This window comes from Halovenus anhuiensis (assembly GCF_037080055.1).
Lineage (GTDB): Archaea > Halobacteriota > Halobacteria > Halobacteriales > Haloarculaceae > Halovenus.
The window spans coordinates 538,743-558,167 of sequence record NZ_JBAOJI010000001.1; the positions used below are offsets into that span (position 1 = coordinate 538,743).

A 19,425-nucleotide genomic window follows, 5' to 3' on the forward strand; every position below is an offset into this window, starting at 1 on the left:
GAGAGAGCTTCGCTCTCTCGAACGACAGCGAGCCGCGGGACCGGAGCGTGTCGGGGGCTTTCTGGTTCCTCAAAACCACAGATACAGAATTCGAGACTGCTAGCGGAGAATGGTTTCTTGTGTCCGCAGTCCAACCCCCACGCATGGCAACAATCGAGCCCGAATCCCTGTTTCCGAACGAGAAGACCCTCGAAGCCGTCGCGGCCGGCAAGATGACACAGATCCACCGCGGCCAGCAGTACGCTGACGAAGGCGACACCTTCGAACTCGACGGTGATACCTTCGAGGTGGTCGACGTGACCGAACGCAAACTGGGCGATATGACCGACGAAGACGCTCGCCGCGAGGGCTCAGAAGATCTCGAAGCGTACAAGCAACGAATGGTCCGGGCCCACGGCGGGAACTTCGAGTGGGACGACAACGCAGATGTGATTCGACACCGCGTCGAACGCGTCGAATAGTCAGAGTAGCGGTTCGCTTTCGCCGTAGGTCGCGACGACGACCGCAGTCGTGTACTGGTCTGGAGCCGAATCGGCAGTGACGATTTTCGTCTCGACATCGCCGTAATCCAGGTCGCGGATGTAACAGCCGCGCTCGATCCCCGCCCGGAGCAGTTCGCCGACCGTCTCGGGATCCGTATCGGCGACTTCGTAGAAGATGCCCGAATCGTCCTCACCGCCGCCGCGGACCCACGCGAGGCCGGCCGAGGCGCGGGCGCCCGGTGGACTCGTCTGTCGGGCCAGCACCACGTCGAGAGCGTTGCCGGTCGGACCGAGATCCGGCGCGGTATCGACGAGGTCCAGCGGTGCGCCGGCCGGGATCACAGAGGAGAGCGTTCGGAGATTGTACTGGTGGAGACCGGCGTCGGCCAGCGCCGTGTCGAAAGAGGCCTTGGCGGTCGCAGCGTGGCCGGTTCCCCAGACGAGCCTGATCATACACGAACTGCACGCCCCAAGCGGTTTCAGCGTAGCGATCCGCGAAAGCCAATCAGAACGTTCAGGGCCCCGCCAGCCGACAGGGCTGGTAGTGAGTGAGGAGTCCGCCGACCCTGACGAGGAGTCTCCGCCCGACGAGCGCCCGAGTGACGACGAGTCCGCGGAGCGCCGGGAGTCGATCACCGAGGGCAGTCTCCTTCGACCGCTCTTTCAGCTCGCCTGGCCCATCGTCGTCATCCAGCTACTGCAAGTCACCTACAACGTCGTCGACACGCTGTACCTGGGTCGGCTATCGGCCGACGCTGTCGCCGCGATCAGCCTCGCCTTCCCTCTGATCTTCCTGCTGATCTCCGTCGCCGCCGGCTTTACCACGGCGGGCGCGATTCTCGTCGCGCAGTACACCGGCGCAGAGGGCGACCGGTCGGCAGGACTGGTCGCTGGCCAGACGGTCACCTTCGTCGGCCTCCTCTCGGTCGTCATCGCTGCCGTCGGACTGATCTTCACCAGACCGGGACTGGAACTACTCCCGACAGCGCAGGAGACCGGCGAGCGAATCATCCCGCTCGCGGCAGATTACATGGAGATTTTCTTCGTCGGAATCCCCTTCCTGTTCGGCTTTTTCGTCTTCACGGCCATCCTGCGCGGCTACGGCGACACCCGGACGCCGATGTACGTGATGGTCCTCTCAGTCGTCGCGAACATCCTCCTCAATCCCTTCCTGATCTTCGGCTTTCAGGGCAACCCGCTGTTGCACCTCGTCATGCTCGGCGGCGTCGAATCCACTCTCTTCGCGGCGACCGGGTTCACCGGCCTCGGAATCGAGGGCGCGGCACTGGCGACGATCATCGCGCGTGGCTCTGCGAGCGTGATCGGACTCTACCTGCTCTTCGGGACGGCTGTCGGCCCGACAGTCCAACTCGCCCATCTCCGGCCGAATCTCGAATTCATCGAGGATATCGTCAGGCTCGGCGTGCCGAGCATGATCGAGAACTCGATGAACGCGCTGGCACAGATCACGCTGGTCGCCATCGTCGTCACGTTCTCGCCGGCGGTCGTCGCTGCCTACGGCCTTGGCAACCGGATCGTCTCGCTGGTCTTCCTGCCAGCGATGGGACTCGGCCGAGCAATCGACACGATGGTCGGGCAGAATCTCGGTGCCAGCCGTCCCGACCGGGCGACACAGTCGATCTATCTCGCCGTCACGACGGCCGCTGGCGTCATGCTGCTTGTCGCCGTCGTCGCGGTTGTCGCCACCGAACCGATCGTAAGTGTCTTTCTCGGCGACGTGCCCGATGCACCCGAGACAGTCGCCAGCGGCGTCGGGTACGTCCGCACGCGCTCGGTCGAATTTGCCTTCATCGGCATTACGCAGGTCATTCTCGGCGCGTTCCGGGGTGCCGGCAACACGAAGACGGCGATGATCATTTCGATCATCACGCTGTGGGTCGGCCGGGTCGGCTCGGTCTGTCTGCTCGTCTTCGGCCTCGGCTGGGACGAGAGCGGCATCTGGGTCGGGATGGCCGTCGGGAACATCCTCGGGGCGGCCGTCGCGGTGCCGTGGTTGCTTCGCGGCGGGTGGAAGGAAGCGTACATCGACGAGACGGCCGACAGCACCACTGCGGACGACAGTGCCGTTGCCGACGGTTAACGTTCAGCAAATCGACCGAGTCCGACGAACAGGAACGCCAGAAGTAGAAAGAACGCCCCGATGCCGGCAACAAAGACGAGGACCGTCGGATAACCGTACGTGGCGACATCCAGAAATGGGTACGGATACGTGTTCGCGAGTTCGCCGCGAACGAGGACGAAGGCGGCGTACCCGGCCGGGTAGGACAGCCACTTCACTGGCCCCCGCCACGAGAGGTGACGTTTCGGCGTGACGAGCCACCAGTAGCCTACGAAGGCAATTGGAATCAGGTAGTGAAGGAGGAGATTGAGCAGGAGATCGATGCCGAGCGACCCCCACCCGCTGCGGAGCAACAGTTCGTAGACGAGGGCAACGAGCGCGATGCTGGCGGCAACCCCCGTGACGACGCCTGCTCGGCGGAAGAATCGGCCCGGTTTCGATTGGGGGGCCAGAAGCGGAAGCGTCACCGCGAGGGCGACGGCGGTGTTCGTCCAAAACGTAAAGAAACCGCTGAACACCAGCAGTTCCCACAGGAGATCCTGCACACCGCCGGTCGAGGCCAGCGAGCGAAGCAGGGACGCGCCGAGCGCGAACCAGCCAAGCAGTGCGATGGTCGCGGCGAGGAGTTTCGTTCGGTCGGTCTGCTCGATTCGTGGTGAGAGTAGTTCGGCCATGCTTAGCGAACAAAGTAGGGACTGCTGTCGGACTGGAAGCGACCGAGATCTGATATTTGCCGGTAATCCGACGCGAGCAGCGTCTGGAGTCGATCGATCAGTGCCTGTTCGTCATCGTCGGTCCACGTCTCGGGATCGTCAATCGGGACGATTAGCCACCCCGACCCGCGTAACTCCGTCGCGTGCAGGTCGTCCATCTCGGCCGCTCGGTCGGCGTCGATAGCGGTGTACGCTGCCAACACGTGTTCGGTCGCACGCCGGCCCACCGGGAGCAGCACGTGAGCCGTAATCGCCCGGAGTTCGGCGTCGAAATACGGTTCGAGATCGCGGTACGAGGACGCCGCGGGCGGGTGGCTGTCCGGTTCGCACATGTGGAGATACGAAAAGTACGTCTGTGCGGAGTCGACTGTGCCACCCTCGTTATCGACAGCCGTCAGGAGACCGCCGTCGAGAAGCGCATCGAAAAACCGCTCGGACCACGGCATATCGGTGAAAGGGATGTCTGTCGCGAGGCCGCCGTGGACGCCGGGATGATCGCCGATAACGTGAAAGTCGGCATCGGTGACGCCGTATCCGGGCACGAACCGCTCACAGGGTGGGTCCATATCGAAGGGATTCCGGGTCCGATCTGCGATGAATTCCACACATGCGGTACGACGGCAGCCATCAAGGGCATTTCGGAGCGAGATGTCAGCCCGGAACCGGCGAGAGCAATTGCCCGCCGTCGACGACGAAATACGAACCCGTGACGTAGGCGGCCGCCGGGCTACCGAGAAAGACTGCCATCGGCACACAGTCTGCTGGCGTTCCGAGCCGATCCGCCGCGATATCTTCTTTGACCAGTTGGTCGGCAGTGGCCTCGTCCATCACCTCCATCACACCCTTCGTCCTGATGACGCCGGGCGCAATCGTGTTGGCGCGGATACCGAAGTGAGCCCACTCCGCCGCGACCGACTGCATCAGATTGTGGACGCCGGCTTTTCCTGCACCAGAGTGTGCGTAGTAGGGTGCACCGCGGACGGAGTTCGTCGCGCCCATCGAGAGAATGACGCCGCCCTCGCCGCGGTCGATCATCCGCTCGCCGACCTCGAAGGTGCAGTAGGCTGTGCCGTCGAGGATCGTGCCGACGACAGACCGCCAGCCGTTAGCCGAAAGATGCTCGGAGGGCGTGAGGAAGTTCGCCCCGGCGTTGTTGATGAGAACAGTTAGAGAGCCGAGTTCCGCCTCGACGATGTCGACCATCTCTTCGACGCGGTCCGGTTCGCGGATGTCGACCGTGGTTGCGCAGGCGTCGACGCCGCGCTCCTCGATTTGCTCGGCGGTGGGTTCGAGATTGTCCATCGAGCGACTGGCGATCGCCACGTCAGCGCCGTGGTCGGCGAAAGCCAGCGCGATCTGTTCGCCGATGCCGGTGCCGCCGCCGGTGATCAGCGCCGTCTCTCCAGCGAGTAAATCCTCGGCGAAAATATCGGTGCTTGGTGGCGTCTCGGGGAAGTTCTCGGTCATCTACTCGACCCCCATGATCTCGCGGGCTTCGTCTGGCGTCGCGGGTTCGCGGTCGACCTGTCGGGCCATCTCTGCCGCCGCCCCAACGAGGTCGGCGTTGCTCTCGGCCATCTCGCCACTCGGGAGGTAGAAGTTGTCCTCCAGTCCCACACGGACGTTGCCGCCCATCGCCAGCGCCGCATTCACGAGCGGCCACTGATCGCGGCTGATTCCGATCACCTGCCACGTCGAGTCGTCGGGCAGTTGGCGGACCTGATGAGCCAGATTCTCGACGGTTGCCGGAATCCCGCCGAGCACGCCCATGATGAGGCTGACGTGGAACGGTCGGTCGAGGACGCCATCCTGCAGCAGCGGGCGAGTGTTTCCGATATGGCCGGTGTCGAAACACTCCAACTCGGGCGTAACGCCGGCCTCGTTCATCCCCTCCAAGAGGGTCGTGATCTCCGAGAACGGGTTGTCGAAGACCATATCGAAAACGAAGTCCTCCCGTTTCTCGGAGTATTTCGCGTAGTTCATCGAGCCCATATTGAGCGCGGCCATCTCTGGCTGGACTTCCTCGACGTACGCCAGTCGGTCCTCGACGGGCGTTCCGACCGCGCCGGTCGAGAAGTTGATGACGATATCGGTCCGCTCGCGGACTTCGTCGTAGATTTCCTGGTAGGTCTCCGTCTCGAAGGTGGGCGACCCTTCGGGCGTGCGGGCGTGGATGTGCGCGACGGCAGCGCCGGCCTCTCGCGCCGCGGCGGCCTCCTCGGCGATTTCCTCGGGCGTGTACGGAATCGCCTCGCACTGGTCGCGGGTCGTCAGCGCGCCAGTCAGCGCCGCCGAAATGACGACCGTCTCCGGATCGTTACCTTTCGTGGATTCCTGTCGCTCGTAGATGGACATCCTAGCGACCCCTCCAGTCAGGTTCGCTGTCGGTCAGGAAGGCGTTGATCCCCTCCTCGGTTTCGTCGCTCATCGCGATCAGCGTGATTATTTCCTTCAGGTAGGCGAGCGCCTCCCCGAAGCCCATGTCACGCTGCTCGTAGTACGCCTCCTTGCCCATCGCGATCAGGACGGGCGAGTTCGCCGCGAGCGTATCCACGAGGTCGTCCAGTTCCTCCTCAAAGTCCGCAGCCGGAACCACGTCGGTCACGAGACCGATTTCCTTCGCTCGCTCGGCGTCGACTCGCTTGCCGGTAAAGAGCAGATCGAGTACCGCCTTCTCGCTGCCCGCGCGGGCGATTGGAGCCATCGCCTGTGCCGGGAAGAGGCCAACCTCGACCTCAGGTGTGCCGAACTCGGCGTCAGCGCTGGCGATGACGAACTCGCAGGCGCTGGCCAGTCCGAGGCCGCCAGCGAGACAGTAGCCCTCGACGGCGGCGACGGTGAGCGCGTCCGTCGCGTGCATCTTCTCGATCAGTCCCGCGAGCGCGCCGAAGTTGTCGCGGTAGGCCTGGGTTCCCTGGCCGATGGGGAACTCGGTCATGTCCCCGCCGGAGCAGAAGGTGCCCTCCGCGCCGCGAATCACGACGACGCGCTGTTCGCCCTCGTCGGCGGCGTCGAGTACGTCGTGCAACCCAAGTATGACGTTCTCACCCAGCGCGTTGCGCTGGTCCGGGCGGTCGATGGTCGCCCTGACGACGAGTCCGTCGTCGCTGACCGTCACCGCGAGGTCGTCGTTCGAGAGTTGCTCAGTCATCGTCGATCCCCCGGAGTTTCGTCGACGGCGGTACCCCCACTGTTGTGCGTCCGCATAGCATACGAATGCTATTCTGGGGCAGTGAATGTAAAATATCGGTCCGTCTGTCGCGCAAAGTCACTCCAGTCGGTCCCGCAACTTCGCAACGTAAGGACTGTTCTCCCAACTTCGGTTCGAGCCAATCGTCTCCAATAGCGTTCGTGCCGCCTCCTTGGTCGTGTGCTCGTTCCGCGCAAAATCGCAGATGAATCGTGGGGTAGGGACGATCCGCGGCCCCTCTAGCACTGCGTGTACGAGTGGAAAGTTCGTGCCACCGAACTCGTCGGTCAGAAACCCGTCAGCATCGATCGCGTTCGCAAGTACGATCCCGTCGGTCTCGCCGTCGTCGAGTCCAAACGTCGGGCGGGTTTCTGGCGTGTCGGTTCGCTCGTAGGGATCCGTGATCTCGTAGTGATCGCTCGCCGCGAGGACGTTGTTCGCGGCAGCACCGTGGATGCCTCGATACTGGCTGAGTTCTCGGAGTTCGTCGAGCACTTCGGGTGGAACAGACACTGTACAAGAGGTGAGGAGATACTGGAGCGGGTCGGGACACCTGTCGGTACCGTACTCGGGGTCAGCACGCGGAACCGCCAAACTGACGAGCGCGCTCGTGTCGGCAACGGCCGAGCGCAGACGATAGCCGCTCATTGCTCGTCGGCGCTATCGGAATCTGCCGTCGTTGCGTCGCCGCCATAGAGATCGGTCTTCTCGGGAGCCGCCAGATCGAGGGGGTCGTCGTCGAGATCAGATTTGAGTAACCGGAGCCGCTGGGCGGTTTCGACACCGACGAGTTGCTTGACCATCTCGAAGTCAAGTTGGTCGTCGTAATACTTCGTCGCAACTAACTCCTGAAACGTTTCGCTGTCAGCCGTCTCCTCCAGATACTGTCGGATTGCTTCGACGAGGAGGTCCGTCCGGTCTTTGTCGAACAGATCAGCTATCGCGTCGAGGCGCTCGACGAGATACTCCGGGGACTGGAAGTGGACGCGGCGGGGATCGTCACTCGCACTCATTTCGTGTGCATATTCTGCACACAGGACAATAATCGTTGCGACAGATGCGCAAATCTTGCACACAGCTATTCCACTTTCACCGAGGTACGCGAACGCTTAACCCCGCCGCTCTGCAAATCGAGTACGAATGGCAGCGACTGACGCCAGCGAGACCATCGAGCGCCCGCTCGTCACGAAGGGGTTGCTCGAACAGCGAGCCTATCAGACCACCCTCGCCGACCGGGCAGCGGAGGAACATAGCCTCGTCTGTCTGCCGACCGGTCTCGGAAAGACGGCCGTCTCGCTGCTTGTCACGGCGGATCGGCTCTCCTCGGTCGGCGGGAAATCCCTCCTGCTCGCGCCGACGAAGCCGCTGGTTTCCCAGCACGCCGAGTTCTACCGCGAGGGCCTGGAGATTCCCGACGACGAAATCGTCGTCTTCACCGGCGACGTGCGCCCGGACGACCGCGCGGAGTTGTGGGAGGATGCCCGGATCATCATCGCCACCCCGCAGGTCGTCGAGAACGATCTGGTCGGGAATCGAATCTCACTGGCGGCGGTCACCCACTGCACCTTCGACGAGTGTCACCGCGCGACCGGTGACTACGCCTACAACTACATCGCCGAGCGCTACCACGAAGACGCCGAAAACCCCCTCGTCACGGCGATGAGCGCCTCGCCGGGCGACGACGAGGAGGCAATTTTGGAGATCTGTTCGAATCTCGGGGTCTACAACGTCGAGGTGATGACCGAGTCCGACGCCGACGTGTCGGAGTACACTCACGAGACGACGGTCAATTGGGAACGGCTCGAACTCCCCCACGAGATCACCGAAATCCGTGATCTAGTCCAGGAAGTGATCAAGGATCGGCTGGTCGAACTGAAGGATCTCGGGGTGACGGGCAAGACGGCGCCCGATGTCTCAGAGCGGGAGATCCAGAAGATCCAGGGTCGGCTCCAGCAGTTGATGGACGGCGACGACTCCGCGGGCTACGAAGGGATGAGCTATCTCGCCGAAGTCCGAAAACTCCGGACGGCGATGACCTACATCGAGACACAGAGTGTCGAGTCCTTCCGGCGGTACATGGACCGCCAGCAGGAGGCCGCCCGCTCTTCTGGGGCCTCGAAGGCCGACCAGCGGATGGTCTCCGATCCGAACATCAAGATGGCCATCCGCAAGTCCGAGGAGTACGACGATCTCCACCCGAAATTCAGGCGTGCGCGGATGCTCATCGCCGAGACGCTGGGGATCAACGACGGCGAGCGCGTCATCGTCTTCACTGAATCGCGCGACACCGCCGAAGCACTCACCGACTTTCTGGACGATCACTTTACTGCTGAACGCTTCGTCGGCCAGTCCGATACGGACGGGAGCGACGGGATGACCCAGAACGAACAGCAGGACACCCTCGACCGGTTCCGCGCCGGCGAGTTCGAGGTACTCGTCTCCACCTCCGTCGCTGAGGAGGGACTCGACGTGCCGGAGGTCGATCTTGTCCTCTTCTACGAGCCAGTGCCGACGGCGATTCGGGCCATCCAGCGGAAGGGCCGAACCGGCCGCCAAACCGAGGGCGCGGTGACGGTGTTGCTCGCCGAGGACACCCGCGACGAGGCCTACTTCTGGAAGGCTCGGCAGGATCAAAAGCAGATGAAAAAGGAACTCCGGGCGCTGAAGAGTGCGGTCGGAGAGATCGAATCTGCACTCGGTGAACAGGTCGGACTCGACGAGATCGAAGCCGAAGGGGGTGAGACCGACGACGAGAGCAACAGTGAGTCAGCGGAGAGCGCCGGGGACGATGCAGAGGCCGCAGATGACGGACAGACCGGGTTGCACTCGTTCGCCAAGGACGGGAGCGATGCCGAGTCGTCAGACGGCGAAGGTGATGACGAGCCTGAAGCGCCAGAGAAGTCCGCGGGTGAAGACGACGAGGGAATCGTCGCCGAGGCAGCAGGTGACGACGAGACGGTCGAAATCGTCGCGGACCAGCGTGAACTCGACTCGACGATTGCGCGGGATCTCTCGACGCGAGAGGGAATCGAAACGCGACTCGAAACGCTCGCCGTCGGAGACTACGTCCTCTCGGATCGCGTCGTCGTCGAGCGGAAGACCGTCGAGGACTTCCTCGACACGCTGACCGGCGGCGACCGGTCGATGTTCGAGCAGGTCGGCGACGCGGCGCGCAACTACGGTCGCCCGGTGGTGATCATCGAGGGCGGTGATCTCTACGGCGAGCGCAGCATCCACCCGAAGGCGATCCACGGCGCGCTCGCGTCGCTGACTGTGGACTTCGGCGCGAGCATCATGCAGACCGAGGGCGAGGAAGAAACGGCAGATCTGCTCGAAGTAATCGCCAGCCGCGAGCAGGACGAGGAGGGCCGGGAGGTCAGCGTCCACGGCGAGAAACAGTCCCGAACGCTGCCGGAACAGCAGGAGTACGTCGTCGCCTCGATTGCCGAAGTCGGCCCCGTCACCGCGCGGGCGCTGCTCGAAGAACTCGGAAGCGTCGAGGCCGTCATGACCGCCGAGGAGGAGGACCTGCTCGATGTCGAGGGCGTCGGGCCGGTGACAGCCGAGCGGGTTCGGGAAGTCGTCGCGAGTTCGTACTCCCCCGAACACTAAGGTGTCGTCCGACCGAACGATGGGACATGGCTCAGGCAGTACCAGATTCAGTTCTCGCGGAGACAGCGTGGAACAAGCGACGGTTGTACGCGCTGTCGAACCGCATCGGTCCGTCGGGGACCGACTACGACTTGACGCTTCCCGTCACCGCGCCGGCACACAGCGAAGAGATCGGTGAGATTCCCGAACTCGGCGAGGACGACGTCGGGCAGGCAGTCGAGCAGACCCGCGAGGCGGCCAAAGAGTGGCGTGAGTTCAGCGTCGACGAACGGGCAGAAGTACTCACGAAATTCGCGAATCTCGCCGCCGACAACCGGAAAGAACTGCTCGATCTCCTCCAACTGGAGACTGGAAAATCCCGCGCACACGCCCTCGAAGAGACCATCGACGTACCACAGAACGCCGATTATTACGCTGACAAGGGGCCGGGTATCCTCGCGACTGAATCCCGTGCGAGTGGCATTCCCTTCGCGACCAGTGCGGAGGTCCAGTACGATTCCAAAGGCGTCGTCGGGATCATCTCACCGTGGAACTACCCCCTCGTCCTCTCCTTTGCGGACGCGATTCCCGCGCTGTTGGCTGGCAACGGCGTCGTACTGAAACCTGACGAGAAGACGCCCTTTACCGCGCTCCGACTGGCCGAACTGCTCGAAGAAGCCGGCCTCCCCGAGGGCGTCGTGACGATTGTCACCGGCGACGGGCCGACTGTCGGCTCGGCGATCATCGAGCGCGTGGATTATCTGACGTTCACAGGAAGCTCGGAAACCGGCAAGATCGTCGCCGAGCAGGCCGGCCGCAACCTCATCGACTGCTCGCTCGAACTGAGCGGCAAGAATCCGATGATCATCCTCGACGACGCCGATGTGGAGGAGGCCGCCCGCGGCGCAGTCCAGGGCTCGTTCACCAACGCCGGCCAGCTTTGCCTCGCGAACGAACGAATCTACGTCCACGAAGATATTTACGACGACTTCCTCGACGAGTTTGTCTCTCAGACGGAGAGTCTCGAACTCGGCGCTGACTTCGAGTTCGACGCCGACGTTGGCTCGTTGATCGACAGCGACCAACTCGAACGCGTTCAGTCACACGTCGCCGACGCCGTCGAATCCGGGGCGACGGTCCACACCGGCGGCAACGCTCGCTCGGAGATCGGCCCGTACTTCTACGAGCCGACGATCCTGACCGACGTGCCGGCCACATCCTTGCCCGCCTGCGAAGAGACGTTCGGCCCACTGGCTGTCGTCGAGTCGGTCAGCTCTGCCGAGGAGGCAATCGAGAAGGCCAACGACTCCGATCACGGCCTCAACGCGAGCGTCTGGTCGGGTGACCGCGAGCGCGCGAAGGAAATCGCTCGGGAAATCGAGTCGGGAACGGTCTGTATCAACGATCCCTTCCTCGTCGGCTGGGCCTCCTACGACGCGCCGATGGGCGGCGTCAAAGAGTCCGGAATTGGCCGCCGGCACGGACCCGAGGGGCTCAAACGCTACACCGAACCGAAGACAATCGCCACCTCGGCAGTCGGCCCGCTCGGACCCATCCCGGGCGTCCCGGACGAACTCTTCGCCAAGGGCTTCTCGGCCGTCTCGAACATCCAGCGCCGTCTCAATCAGTTGCGGCGGTAGGCTCCGGAAGTCGGGAGAGTTATTGAGCCGGCTTCCTTCCTCTGTGGTATGTATCTCGCCGACGAGACGTGGCCAGACCTCGGCACTTATTTCGACGAGGAATCGCTCGCGCTCGTGCCGCTTGGCTCGACCGAACAGCACGGTCCACACCTCCCGGAGGGGACCGATCACATCATCGCGGAGAATTTCGCCCGGGAAGTCGCCGACCGGACAGGCTATCTCTGCACGCCGACGATCAACATCGGCGTCAGCCCGCATCACAAGCAGTTCCACGGGACGATGTGGGTCGACGCTCCGGTCTTCCGCGACTACGTCGAATCCTTCACGCGGAATCTCGCCTACCACGGCATCGACCGCGTGATCTTCGTCAACGCCCACGGCGGCAACGTCGACCACCTCCGCGAAGTCGGTCGGCGACTGCGCGACGACGGGGTCATCTACGCTATCGAGTGGATGTGGAACGACAGCATCCCCGAACTGGTCGACGACCTCTTCGAGCAGAACGGCCCCCACGGCGGCCCGAAGGAGACGGCGATGATTCAGCATCTCCGGCCCGAACTGGTCCACGACGGCGAACTGGAAAACGCCCGCGACGGCGGCGTGGCGAGCGTCGAGGAAGCAGGGACCGAGAAATTCGGCTCGATGACGTTCTACGACGCGGCCGACAACACGGGCAACGGCGTCCTCGGCGATCAGACCGACGCGACTGCCGAGAAGGGCGCGGAGATGTTCGAGCAAGCGTCGGCGCAGTTGGTGCGGCTGTGTAAGTGGCTCGACGAACAGCCATTCGAGGACCTGATGCCCGAGCCGCACGTCTGAGTTCCGATCCGGGCACAGGAGTCGAACGGTCGGCCGGTTCACCGATCCGACCGACGACAGCCAGAGAATCGAGACAAAAAAGCACAGCCGCGTAGGGCTTTTTGCTGGTAATTACTAAGCTGGTGCAGATGTGGCGTGAAAAGTTCGCTGAGCGTGTCGCCGCCTTCCTGAGCCGCCCACAGACGCGGCGACAGAAACACCTCGGGGCGTTCGAGCGCCTCGAAGAGGGGGCAGTGTCGACCGGGGTGCTCTCACAGTGGGACGGCAGGTCGGCGCTGTATCTCTGCGAAGACTGCAACACACTGAATCAGACGGGCTATCTGCTGTGCCGGCGCTGCGCTGGGCTGTTACGACGCCACCCTCGGCTGCAGCCCAGTCAGATAGACACACATCTGGATGCAGCCGAAGCCGTTCCGGACCAGGGCCGCAGTGATAGTGACTGACTCGCAGATGATCGCGTGATCGAGCGAAACTGTCGTCCAGCAGGCTTGCAGACGGCTCTGTTGGAGAGGTGTGCCACGAGGTGGACTGAGAAGTGGGCCAAGGCGCGGCGACGGGTATCGTAATGCTTTTTTCTACGACCACCATCGATTCTGTTGCCAGCCGCCTTAGCTCAGACTGGGAGAGCACTCGACTGAAGATCGAGCTGTCCCCGGTTCAAATCCGGGAGGCGGCATACCTCTTTTTACTCCCTCGGGTTTCCTCGCTCACTTCGTTCGCTGCGGGAACCGCTCAGTCGCAAAAACTAGGGGAAAAACGGCCGGACGCTCCCTGCGGTCACGTCCGGTGAAACCGCGACTCGCTTCGCTCGTCGCGGTATGCTACATTTGAGTGTGGATCGAACTGTCCCCGTCCCCGCGAGCGAAGGGAGCGGGGGCTCGGAAGACGAGCGCAGCGAAGTCTTCCGGTGGTTCACAATCCGGGAGGCGGCATTTTCCTGCGAACAACGTGAAGGAGCGTAGCGACTGAACTGTGAGCAGTGAAAATGCTCCCGAGCGGATTTGAACTAGGCTGAGGGTCTGCGAGCGTAGCGAGCAGGTTCTCAGGCGTAGGTCACAATCCGGGAGGCGACATTTCAGCACTTTTTACTTCGTCGGGTCGCCGCAAGCGACCACTCTCTGTTCACGACTTCACCGTTCGCTATCGAGGCCTCACCTCGTTCGGCCTCGCACCGCTCACGCCGAGTGAACCGCGCTCGCTGGTGTTCGCACAGATGCTCTCAATAACGCAGACGAGTCGCAGCGCCGAGCGAAGCGAGGCGACCGTCTCGGCGAGATTCACAATTCCGGAGGCAATAGTAAAATCGAGAATAGTAAAATTACGATTTAGATAATCGGAATCATAATTGTTGTCGAGCCGAAACCAGCTGTATGGCCACCCAGCGTTTCGTCAACCGCGGGGACGAACTCGGACTGCTGGAGTCGCGGTTCGAGAGCGACACCGCAGAACTGTTCGTCGTCTACGGTCGACGGCGGCTCGGAAAGAGCGCGCTCGTTCGTGAGGCAGTTCAGGATCGTACAGATGCCATCTACTGGCAGGCGACCGAGGAGACCGCAGCCGCACAGCTCGAGAACTTTGTCGGCACTGCCAGCGAGACGTTTCCCGTACTGGAAGACATTCAGCGCGACTGGGAAGCCTTGCTCCGGGCACTGGGTCGAGAAGACGCGGTGGTCGTTCTCGACGAGTTCCCGTACCTCGTCGAATCCGACGACACGCTCCCCTCGAAGATACAGCGTGTCTGGGATACGCATCTCGAGGAGACGGGTACGACGCTTGTGCTCGTCGGCTCGTCGATCAGCATCATGGAAGACAAGGTTCTCAGCGGCGGGAGTCCACTGTACGGCCGACGAACAGCAACGATCGATCTGCCGCCGCTGGCCCTCGCGGACGCCCGGCAGTTTTATCCCAGTGACGACCCGGATACAGTCATTCAGACCTGGAGTGTCTTCGGCGGCACGCCGTACTATCTCCAGGCGCTCGACCCGACTCACTCGCTGGCCGAAAACGTCCAGTCACAGATCCTCTCGGAACACGGTGTCCTCCACAACGAACCCGAGTTCCTGTTGCGGACGGAGTTCGGGATTCGGGAACCACAGACGTACTACACCATTCTCCGGGCAATTGCGACCGGAAAGCGAGCCGCCAACGAAATTGCTGGCTTCGCCGGTGTCGACTCCAACGCACTCGGCTCGTATCTCTCGAAACTCCGGCGGCTCCGACTCATCGAACGGGATATTCCTGTGACCGCAGACCCCAATTCGACACGGAAGAGTCGATATCGGCTGAAAGAACCACTGTTCCGGTTCTGGTTCCGGTACGTGTACGGTCAGCAGGGCGAACTCGTCCAACTTGGAGATGACGCGTACGAGCAGGCCGTCGAGCCGACGTTTACCGACTACATGGGGACGATGTTCGAGCGGGTCTGTCAGAACGCGCTCCCGACACTAATTCCCAAAACGTACCAGAAGATCGGATACTGGTGGCACAAGCACCACGAAATCGATGTCGTCGGCCTCGCAAGTGACGGAATGCTCGTCGCGGGCGAATGCAAGTACACCACCAGAGAGATGACCGAAGGCGATCTAGCCGATCTCGAGCGGAGTGTGTCGCAGGTGCAGTGGACGCCATCCGGTGGAACCGAGCGCGAGGAACACTACTGCTGTTTCTGTCGGTCGGGGTTCTCCGATGACCTGCAACAGGTAGCTGCGGACCGCGACGATGTGTCGCTGTTCGTACCCAGCGACATCGTCCCGAATGGCGATTCTGAGTGAAGCACGAAGACGGTTCACAATCCGGGAGGCGGCACTTCTGTGATTCTGACCGGTGAGCGAAGCGAACCGTCAGAATCCAGAATGCGACGACAGACGGATTTGAACTAGATTGAGGGTCTGCGAGCGTAGCGAGCAGGTTCTCAGGCGTAGTTCACAATCCGGGAGCCGGCATACCACTTTTTACTTCGTCGGGTTTCCTCGTGAGCCGTGGGCTTGCGGCTCCGCCACTCGCCTACCGAGGTCTCGATAAAACCAGACGAGTGCGGCGAGCATCTCTGGGCGTGGCGCACGAGTCCGAGAACTGTCGTCGAAAGCGTCTCCGGTCACTCTTCGTCGTCGTAGTGTTCGCCGAGCGCGGCCGGAATCCGGGTTCGCTTGACGAACATCAACACGAGGATGACGATGACGAAGGGGAGAATGCGGAAGATGGGTCGTGGAACGTCGAGCGCGCTGATCTGCTGGAGGCGGAACTGGAGTGCGTCGAAACTCCCGAACAACAACGCGCCGCCGACAGAGTAAATCGGGTTGTAGTTGCCGAAGAGATAGGCCACGATGCCGAGGAAGCCGCGGCCACCGATACTCGTCTCGCCAGCGCCGACGAAGCGACCGAGTTGGCCCAGCGTGAACCCGGCACCGCCGATGCCACAGAGGACGCCGGAGAGTAAGACCCCGATATAGCGCGTCCGGCTAACACTCACACCAGCCGTGTCCAGCGCACGTGGGTTCTCTCCAGCGGCACGGATGTACCGTCCGAGCCGTGTCGAGCGCAGCGTGTACCAACAGATCGGGGCACTGATGAGCATCAGATACACCATCGGCGAGGCGTCGAACAGGACGGGTCCGACGGCGGGAATCTCGGACAGGAGCGGAATCTCCCAGGTCCCGAACGTGCCGACCGAGGGGCTGTTGACGCTCTCGTAGAGCACGAGCGAGGCGAAGGGGGCGGCACCGAGTGCCACCAGCCAGACGGCGAGACCGGCGATCACCTGATTCGATTGGTAGCGGATGACGAAGACGGCGAAGGCAGCGGCAGCGCCGACACTCACGAGGATACCGACCACAAAGCCCAGCCACAGCGCCATCCGCGGCGAGACGCCGGCCTCGGTAAAGCGCACGACAGCGACGATACTACTCAGCGCCGAGAGGATGAGGAAGCCCTCGATTCCGATGTTGATGATGCCCGTCTTCTCGGCGAAGATGCCGCCCATCGCAGCGAACGCCACCGGCACTGCCACCCGGAGCACTGCGCTCGCGTATCCTGTGTCGAGCAGTGCGTCGAGTACCTGTCCACTGGTCGATTCGTCCGGGAGCACCACACTCGCGAGCACGAGCGCAGCGAGTAGTCCAAGGCCCGCGAGCAGCCACTTACCGCCCCGTCGGAGTGTTTGGTTCATTCTGTCTCACCCTCGTTGATGTCGATGACGCCACGCCGGTCCAGTCGCCGACCGAGCGCGCGGAACAGTTCCGGTGTCGCGACCAGCAGGATGACCAGCCCGCGCAGTACGCCGACGAGTTCACCGGGAATGCCCGTCTGGAGTTGCACGACTTGTCCCCCACTCTGAAGGGCCCCGAACAGGAGACCTGCGGGCAACAATCCGGCTGGACTGTTGCCGGCGAGAATGGAGACAGCAATCCCGTCGAAGCCGACTGGTGGGGCGCCAGTTTGCCACCGTCCGATCACCATCATCACGAACAACGCACCTCCGAGGCCGGCCACGATGCCAGCCATCGCCATCGAAAACAGTGTCGTGCGCCGTTCGTTCACGCCGCCGAACACTGCCGCTTTCGGCTGGGTGCCCAGCGCCTGAATGTCGTAACCGATGCGACTGCGCGCGAGCAGCCAGTAGAAACCGACGAGCACGACCACGCCGAACACGAAGACGAATATCGAGAAGTTGGCGCTGCTCGGGAACAGCCACGGCTCGAAGGTCGCTTCCTGGGGAAGTGCCGGCGTCTGTGTCCCCTGGACGGTACTGTCGTCGAAGTAGCGGTCGACGAAGACGAACGCCACCGCAGTAGCGATGAAGTTCAACAGAAGCGTCGTGATGACTTCGTTCATCTCGAAGCGGACCTTGAGATATGCCGGTATCAGGCCGTAGGCCCCACCGACGAGTGCGCCCGCGAAAAGCCCCACCGGAATGAGAACGAACCGGCCCGTCGTGCCACTCGGAACGAGTCCCGCAACCCACACGACCGCAACGGCGGACCCGAGTGAGCCGAGGACGAACTGTCCCTGCCCGCCGATATTGAACAGCCCGGCTTTGTACGGAATCGCGAAGCTCAGGCCCGTGAACAGAAGCAGCGTCGTCCACTGTAAGGTGGTCGCGCGCCCGAAACTGTTCCCGAAGGCACCGCTGAACAGAACGCGATACACCTCGACTGGATTGTAACAGAACTCGACGCCGAAGATGAACAACACCGGCGTCTCACACGTCGCGGTGTAGCCCGCTGCGAGGATGACAACCATTCCGACGCCAGTTGCGACGATGATCGCACCGAGACTCACCAGCAGTCGTTCGCTGGCGGAGAGACGAACTAACCCCGCAAACAGCCGTTCGAGCCAGTTGGAATCGTCACTCATTGTTCTGGAGCCTGTGTTTCGAGTTGTTGGCCAGCCATGAGGAGGCCGAGTTGTTCTTTGGTCACCGAGCCCGGGTCGACGACATCGACGAACGACCCGTCGTAGAGCACGCCGATACGGTCCGAGAGGTTCATCACCTCGTCGAGCGAGGCCGACACCAGCAGCGTGGCGACACCCTGCTCGCGCATCTGGAGAATCTGGTCGTGAATGAACTCCATGCTGCCGACATCGACACCTCGTGTCGGATGGGCTGCGACCACAAGTGACGGATCACGAAGGAACTCCCGTCCGACGACGAACTTCTGCTGGTTCCCGCCGGAGAGCGACTTCGCCGTAGCCGTCGGGTCCGGCGGACGAACGTCGTACGTTTCGATTATCTCCTCGGTGTGTTCGCGGACGGCACTCCAGTCGAGTTGTCGCCCGTCGCGGAACCGGTCGGCGTACTGGTTGCCGAGCACGGTGTTTTTGATCAGATCGAACTCCAAAACGAGTGCGCGTTCCTGGCGCTCACCGGGGATGTACGACATCCCCATCTCGATGCGTTCCCGCCGTGAGCGGTCGGAGATGTCCGTCCCCTGGAAGCTGACACTCCCCTCCGATGGGTCGCGGAGACCGGTGATCGCCTCGATCAGTTCTAACTGTCCGTTGCCGTCGACGCCCGCGATGCCGAATATCTCGCCTTGTCGAACACTGAGGTCGACACCGTCGACGGCCGTCACGTCCTGATCGTTCTCGACGAAGAGATTCGAGACCGAAAGCTCGACCTCGCCGGGGTCGGCTGGTTGTTTGTCGACGCTGAGGAGCACGTCACGGCCGACCATCCGCCTGGCGAGGCCGTTTTTCGTCGCCTCGTCGGCGTCGACTGTTCCGACCGTCTGTCCGTCTCGGAGGACGGTAATCTCGTCGGCGGCGGTGAGTGCCTCGCCGAGTTTGTGGGTGATGAAGATGATCGTCTTGCCCTGAGCCGTGAGTTCGTCGAACACCTCGAACAACTGGTCGGCTTCCTGTGGCGTGAGCACCGACGTCGGTTCGTCAAAAATGAAGAAGTCGGCGCCACGGTAGAGCGTCTTGAGAATCTCGACGCGCTGTTGTTGGCCGACACTCAGCCGCTCGACGGGCGTGTGAATATCGTCTTCGAGTCCAAAGTCGTAGCGGGCACTCAGTTCACGGATGTCAGCTTCGACGGCATCGTCGTCGACGCTGAGTCCCCCGTGTTTGACCGGCTCCCAGCCGAGTGCGATGTTTTCGAGAACGGTCATCGGATCGACGAGGGTGAAGTGCTGGTGGATCATCCCGACACCGCGTTCGATAGCATCCTGTGGTGTCGCGAAGTCGACTGCGTTGCCGTCGATATGAACTGTCCCTGCTGTCGGCTCGTAGAGCCCGTACAGGACGTTCATCAGCGTGGTTTTCCCCGCGCCATTCTCGCCGAGCAGCGCGTGGACCGACCCGTGCTCGACTTCGATATCGATGTCGTCGTTCGCGAGGACGCCACCGGGGAACCGCTTCGTGATATTTTCGAGATGGATTGCAGTGCTCATACCAGGAGTCTCTCGGG

General features: G+C 62.5%; 18 protein-coding genes and 1 tRNA gene. 8 read left to right on the top strand and 11 right to left on the bottom strand.

Going from position 1 to position 19,425, the window contains the following annotated elements; all coding sequences use genetic code 11:
• Nucleotides 1-143: 143 nt before the first annotated feature.
• The gene (locus V8P86_RS02775; protein ID WP_336325715.1) at nt 144-461 is read left to right on the top strand and encodes an ASCH domain-containing protein; all 318 of its coding nucleotides are present in this window, start codon (nt 144-146) and stop codon (nt 459-461) included.
• Here V8P86_RS02775 and V8P86_RS02780 read toward each other — a convergent pair whose 3' ends face one another.
• Complete coding sequence (locus V8P86_RS02780; RefSeq protein ID WP_336325716.1) at nt 462-935, bottom strand: pyruvoyl-dependent arginine decarboxylase; 474 nt, start codon at nt 933-935, stop codon at nt 462-464.
• 91 nt (nt 936-1,026) lie between these two features.
• Between V8P86_RS02780 and V8P86_RS02785 the strand changes: the two genes are divergently transcribed.
• The gene (locus tag V8P86_RS02785) at nt 1,027-2,583 is read left to right on the top strand and encodes an MATE family efflux transporter (RefSeq protein WP_336325717.1); all 1,557 of its coding nucleotides are present in this window, start codon (nt 1,027-1,029) and stop codon (nt 2,581-2,583) included.
• Here V8P86_RS02785 and V8P86_RS02790 read toward each other — a convergent pair.
• From V8P86_RS02790 to V8P86_RS02820, 7 genes are all read right to left on the bottom strand, one after another.
• On the bottom strand, nt 2,580-3,236 hold the full coding sequence (locus V8P86_RS02790; protein WP_336325718.1) for a Pr6Pr family membrane protein: 657 nt from the start codon (nt 3,234-3,236) through the stop codon (nt 2,580-2,582). The two genes, V8P86_RS02785 and V8P86_RS02790, sit on opposite strands and share 4 nt — an antisense overlap.
• A gap of 2 nt (nt 3,237-3,238) precedes the next feature.
• Nucleotides 3,239-3,880, bottom strand: a complete 642-nt coding sequence (locus V8P86_RS02795) for a uracil-DNA glycosylase family protein (RefSeq protein ID WP_336325719.1) — start codon at nt 3,878-3,880, stop codon at nt 3,239-3,241.
• Between the two features lie 46 nt (nt 3,881-3,926).
• The gene (locus V8P86_RS02800) at nt 3,927-4,742 is read right to left on the bottom strand and encodes an SDR family oxidoreductase (RefSeq protein WP_336325720.1); all 816 of its coding nucleotides are present in this window, start codon (nt 4,740-4,742) and stop codon (nt 3,927-3,929) included.
• The gene (locus tag V8P86_RS02805) at nt 4,743-5,630 is read right to left on the bottom strand and encodes a beta-keto acid cleavage family enzyme (protein WP_336325721.1); all 888 of its coding nucleotides are present in this window, start codon (nt 5,628-5,630) and stop codon (nt 4,743-4,745) included. It lies immediately after the preceding gene.
• Between the two features lies 1 nt (nt 5,631).
• Nucleotides 5,632-6,426 carry an enoyl-CoA hydratase/isomerase family protein gene (locus V8P86_RS02810; RefSeq protein ID WP_336325722.1) on the bottom strand — a complete coding sequence of 265 codons (795 nt, stop codon included), beginning with the start codon at nt 6,424-6,426 and terminating at the stop codon, nt 5,632-5,634.
• 117 nt (nt 6,427-6,543) lie between these two features.
• A complete protein-coding gene (locus V8P86_RS02815) occupies nt 6,544-7,113 on the bottom strand; it encodes a hypothetical protein (RefSeq protein WP_336325723.1) in 570 nt (189 codons plus the stop codon).
• Nucleotides 7,110-7,478, bottom strand: coding sequence for a hypothetical protein (locus V8P86_RS02820; RefSeq protein WP_336325724.1), 369 nt, complete (start codon nt 7,476-7,478; stop codon nt 7,110-7,112). The genes V8P86_RS02815 and V8P86_RS02820 overlap by 4 nt, the downstream gene beginning before the upstream one ends.
• A 127-nt stretch (nt 7,479-7,605) precedes the next feature.
• On the opposite strand from V8P86_RS02820, the gene V8P86_RS02825 reads away from it, so the two are divergent.
• The 6 genes from V8P86_RS02825 to V8P86_RS02850 all read left to right on the top strand — a co-directional run bounded on the left by V8P86_RS02825 (nt 7,606) and on the right by V8P86_RS02850 (nt 15,286).
• The gene (locus V8P86_RS02825; protein WP_336325725.1) at nt 7,606-10,077 is read left to right on the top strand and encodes a DEAD/DEAH box helicase; all 2,472 of its coding nucleotides are present in this window, start codon (nt 7,606-7,608) and stop codon (nt 10,075-10,077) included.
• Nucleotides 10,078-10,103: 26 nt separating this feature from the next.
• Nucleotides 10,104-11,696, top strand: coding sequence for a succinic semialdehyde dehydrogenase (locus V8P86_RS02830; protein ID WP_336325726.1), 1,593 nt, complete (start codon nt 10,104-10,106; stop codon nt 11,694-11,696).
• 48 nt (nt 11,697-11,744) lie between these two features.
• Nucleotides 11,745-12,515: a creatininase family protein gene (locus V8P86_RS02835; RefSeq protein ID WP_336325727.1), complete on the top strand. Its 771-nt coding sequence runs from the start codon at nt 11,745-11,747 to the stop codon at nt 12,513-12,515.
• Between the two features lie 128 nt (nt 12,516-12,643).
• Nucleotides 12,644-12,958 carry a hypothetical protein gene (locus V8P86_RS02840; RefSeq protein ID WP_336325728.1) on the top strand — a complete coding sequence of 105 codons (315 nt, stop codon included), beginning with the start codon at nt 12,644-12,646 and terminating at the stop codon, nt 12,956-12,958.
• A gap of 159 nt (nt 12,959-13,117) precedes the next feature.
• Nucleotides 13,118-13,191: transfer RNA gene (locus V8P86_RS02845), tRNA-Phe, on the top strand.
• A 694-nt stretch (nt 13,192-13,885) separates the two neighbouring features.
• Entirely contained in the window at nt 13,886-15,286 is a 1,401-nt protein-coding gene (locus V8P86_RS02850) for an ATP-binding protein (protein ID WP_336325729.1), read from the top strand.
• A gap of 323 nt (nt 15,287-15,609) precedes the next feature.
• Here V8P86_RS02850 and V8P86_RS02855 read toward each other — a convergent pair whose 3' ends face one another.
• The 3 genes from V8P86_RS02855 to V8P86_RS02865 are packed head-to-tail and all read right to left on the bottom strand — an operon-like array spanning nt 15,610 to nt 19,408.
• Entirely contained in the window at nt 15,610-16,680 is a 1,071-nt protein-coding gene (locus tag V8P86_RS02855) for an ABC transporter permease (RefSeq protein WP_336325730.1), read from the bottom strand.
• Complete coding sequence (locus V8P86_RS02860) at nt 16,677-17,867, bottom strand: ABC transporter permease (protein WP_336325731.1); 1,191 nt, start codon at nt 17,865-17,867, stop codon at nt 16,677-16,679. Before V8P86_RS02860 ends, V8P86_RS02855 begins: the two co-directional genes overlap by 4 nt.
• Entirely contained in the window at nt 17,864-19,408 is a 1,545-nt protein-coding gene (locus tag V8P86_RS02865) for an ABC transporter ATP-binding protein (RefSeq protein WP_336325732.1), read from the bottom strand. The genes V8P86_RS02860 and V8P86_RS02865 overlap by 4 nt, the downstream gene beginning before the upstream one ends.
• Between the last annotated feature and the right edge of the window lie 17 nt (nt 19,409-19,425).

Bases quoted from the DNA above. Each gene is read 5' to 3' on its own strand.
- V8P86_RS02825 (WP_336325725.1), top strand. From the start codon at position 7,606: ATGGCAGCGACTGACGCCAGCGAGACCATCGAGCGCCCGCTCGTCACG.
- V8P86_RS02815 (WP_336325723.1), bottom strand. From the start codon at position 7,113: ATGAGCGGCTATCGTCTGCGCTCGGCCGTTGCCGACACGAGCGCGCTC.
- V8P86_RS02835 (WP_336325727.1), top strand. From the start codon at position 11,745: ATGTATCTCGCCGACGAGACGTGGCCAGACCTCGGCACTTATTTCGAC.
- V8P86_RS02860 (WP_336325731.1), bottom strand. From the start codon at position 17,867: ATGAGTGACGATTCCAACTGGCTCGAACGGCTGTTTGCGGGGTTAGTT.
- V8P86_RS02830 (WP_336325726.1), top strand. From the start codon at position 10,104: ATGGCTCAGGCAGTACCAGATTCAGTTCTCGCGGAGACAGCGTGGAAC.
- V8P86_RS02800 (WP_336325720.1), bottom strand. From the start codon at position 4,742: ATGACCGAGAACTTCCCCGAGACGCCACCAAGCACCGATATTTTCGCC.
- V8P86_RS02850 (WP_336325729.1), top strand. From the start codon at position 13,886: ATGGCCACCCAGCGTTTCGTCAACCGCGGGGACGAACTCGGACTGCTG.
- V8P86_RS02805 (WP_336325721.1), bottom strand. From the start codon at position 5,630: ATGTCCATCTACGAGCGACAGGAATCCACGAAAGGTAACGATCCGGAG.
- V8P86_RS02840 (WP_336325728.1), top strand. From the start codon at position 12,644: ATGTGGCGTGAAAAGTTCGCTGAGCGTGTCGCCGCCTTCCTGAGCCGC.
- V8P86_RS02790 (WP_336325718.1), bottom strand. From the start codon at position 3,236: ATGGCCGAACTACTCTCACCACGAATCGAGCAGACCGACCGAACGAAA.
- V8P86_RS02775 (WP_336325715.1), top strand. From the start codon at position 144: ATGGCAACAATCGAGCCCGAATCCCTGTTTCCGAACGAGAAGACCCTC.
- V8P86_RS02820 (WP_336325724.1), bottom strand. From the start codon at position 7,478: ATGAGTGCGAGTGACGATCCCCGCCGCGTCCACTTCCAGTCCCCGGAG.
- V8P86_RS02865 (WP_336325732.1), bottom strand. From the start codon at position 19,408: ATGAGCACTGCAATCCATCTCGAAAATATCACGAAGCGGTTCCCCGGT.
- V8P86_RS02855 (WP_336325730.1), bottom strand. From the start codon at position 16,680: ATGAACCAAACACTCCGACGGGGCGGTAAGTGGCTGCTCGCGGGCCTT.
- V8P86_RS02780 (WP_336325716.1), bottom strand. From the start codon at position 935: ATGATCAGGCTCGTCTGGGGAACCGGCCACGCTGCGACCGCCAAGGCC.
- V8P86_RS02810 (WP_336325722.1), bottom strand. From the start codon at position 6,426: ATGACTGAGCAACTCTCGAACGACGACCTCGCGGTGACGGTCAGCGAC.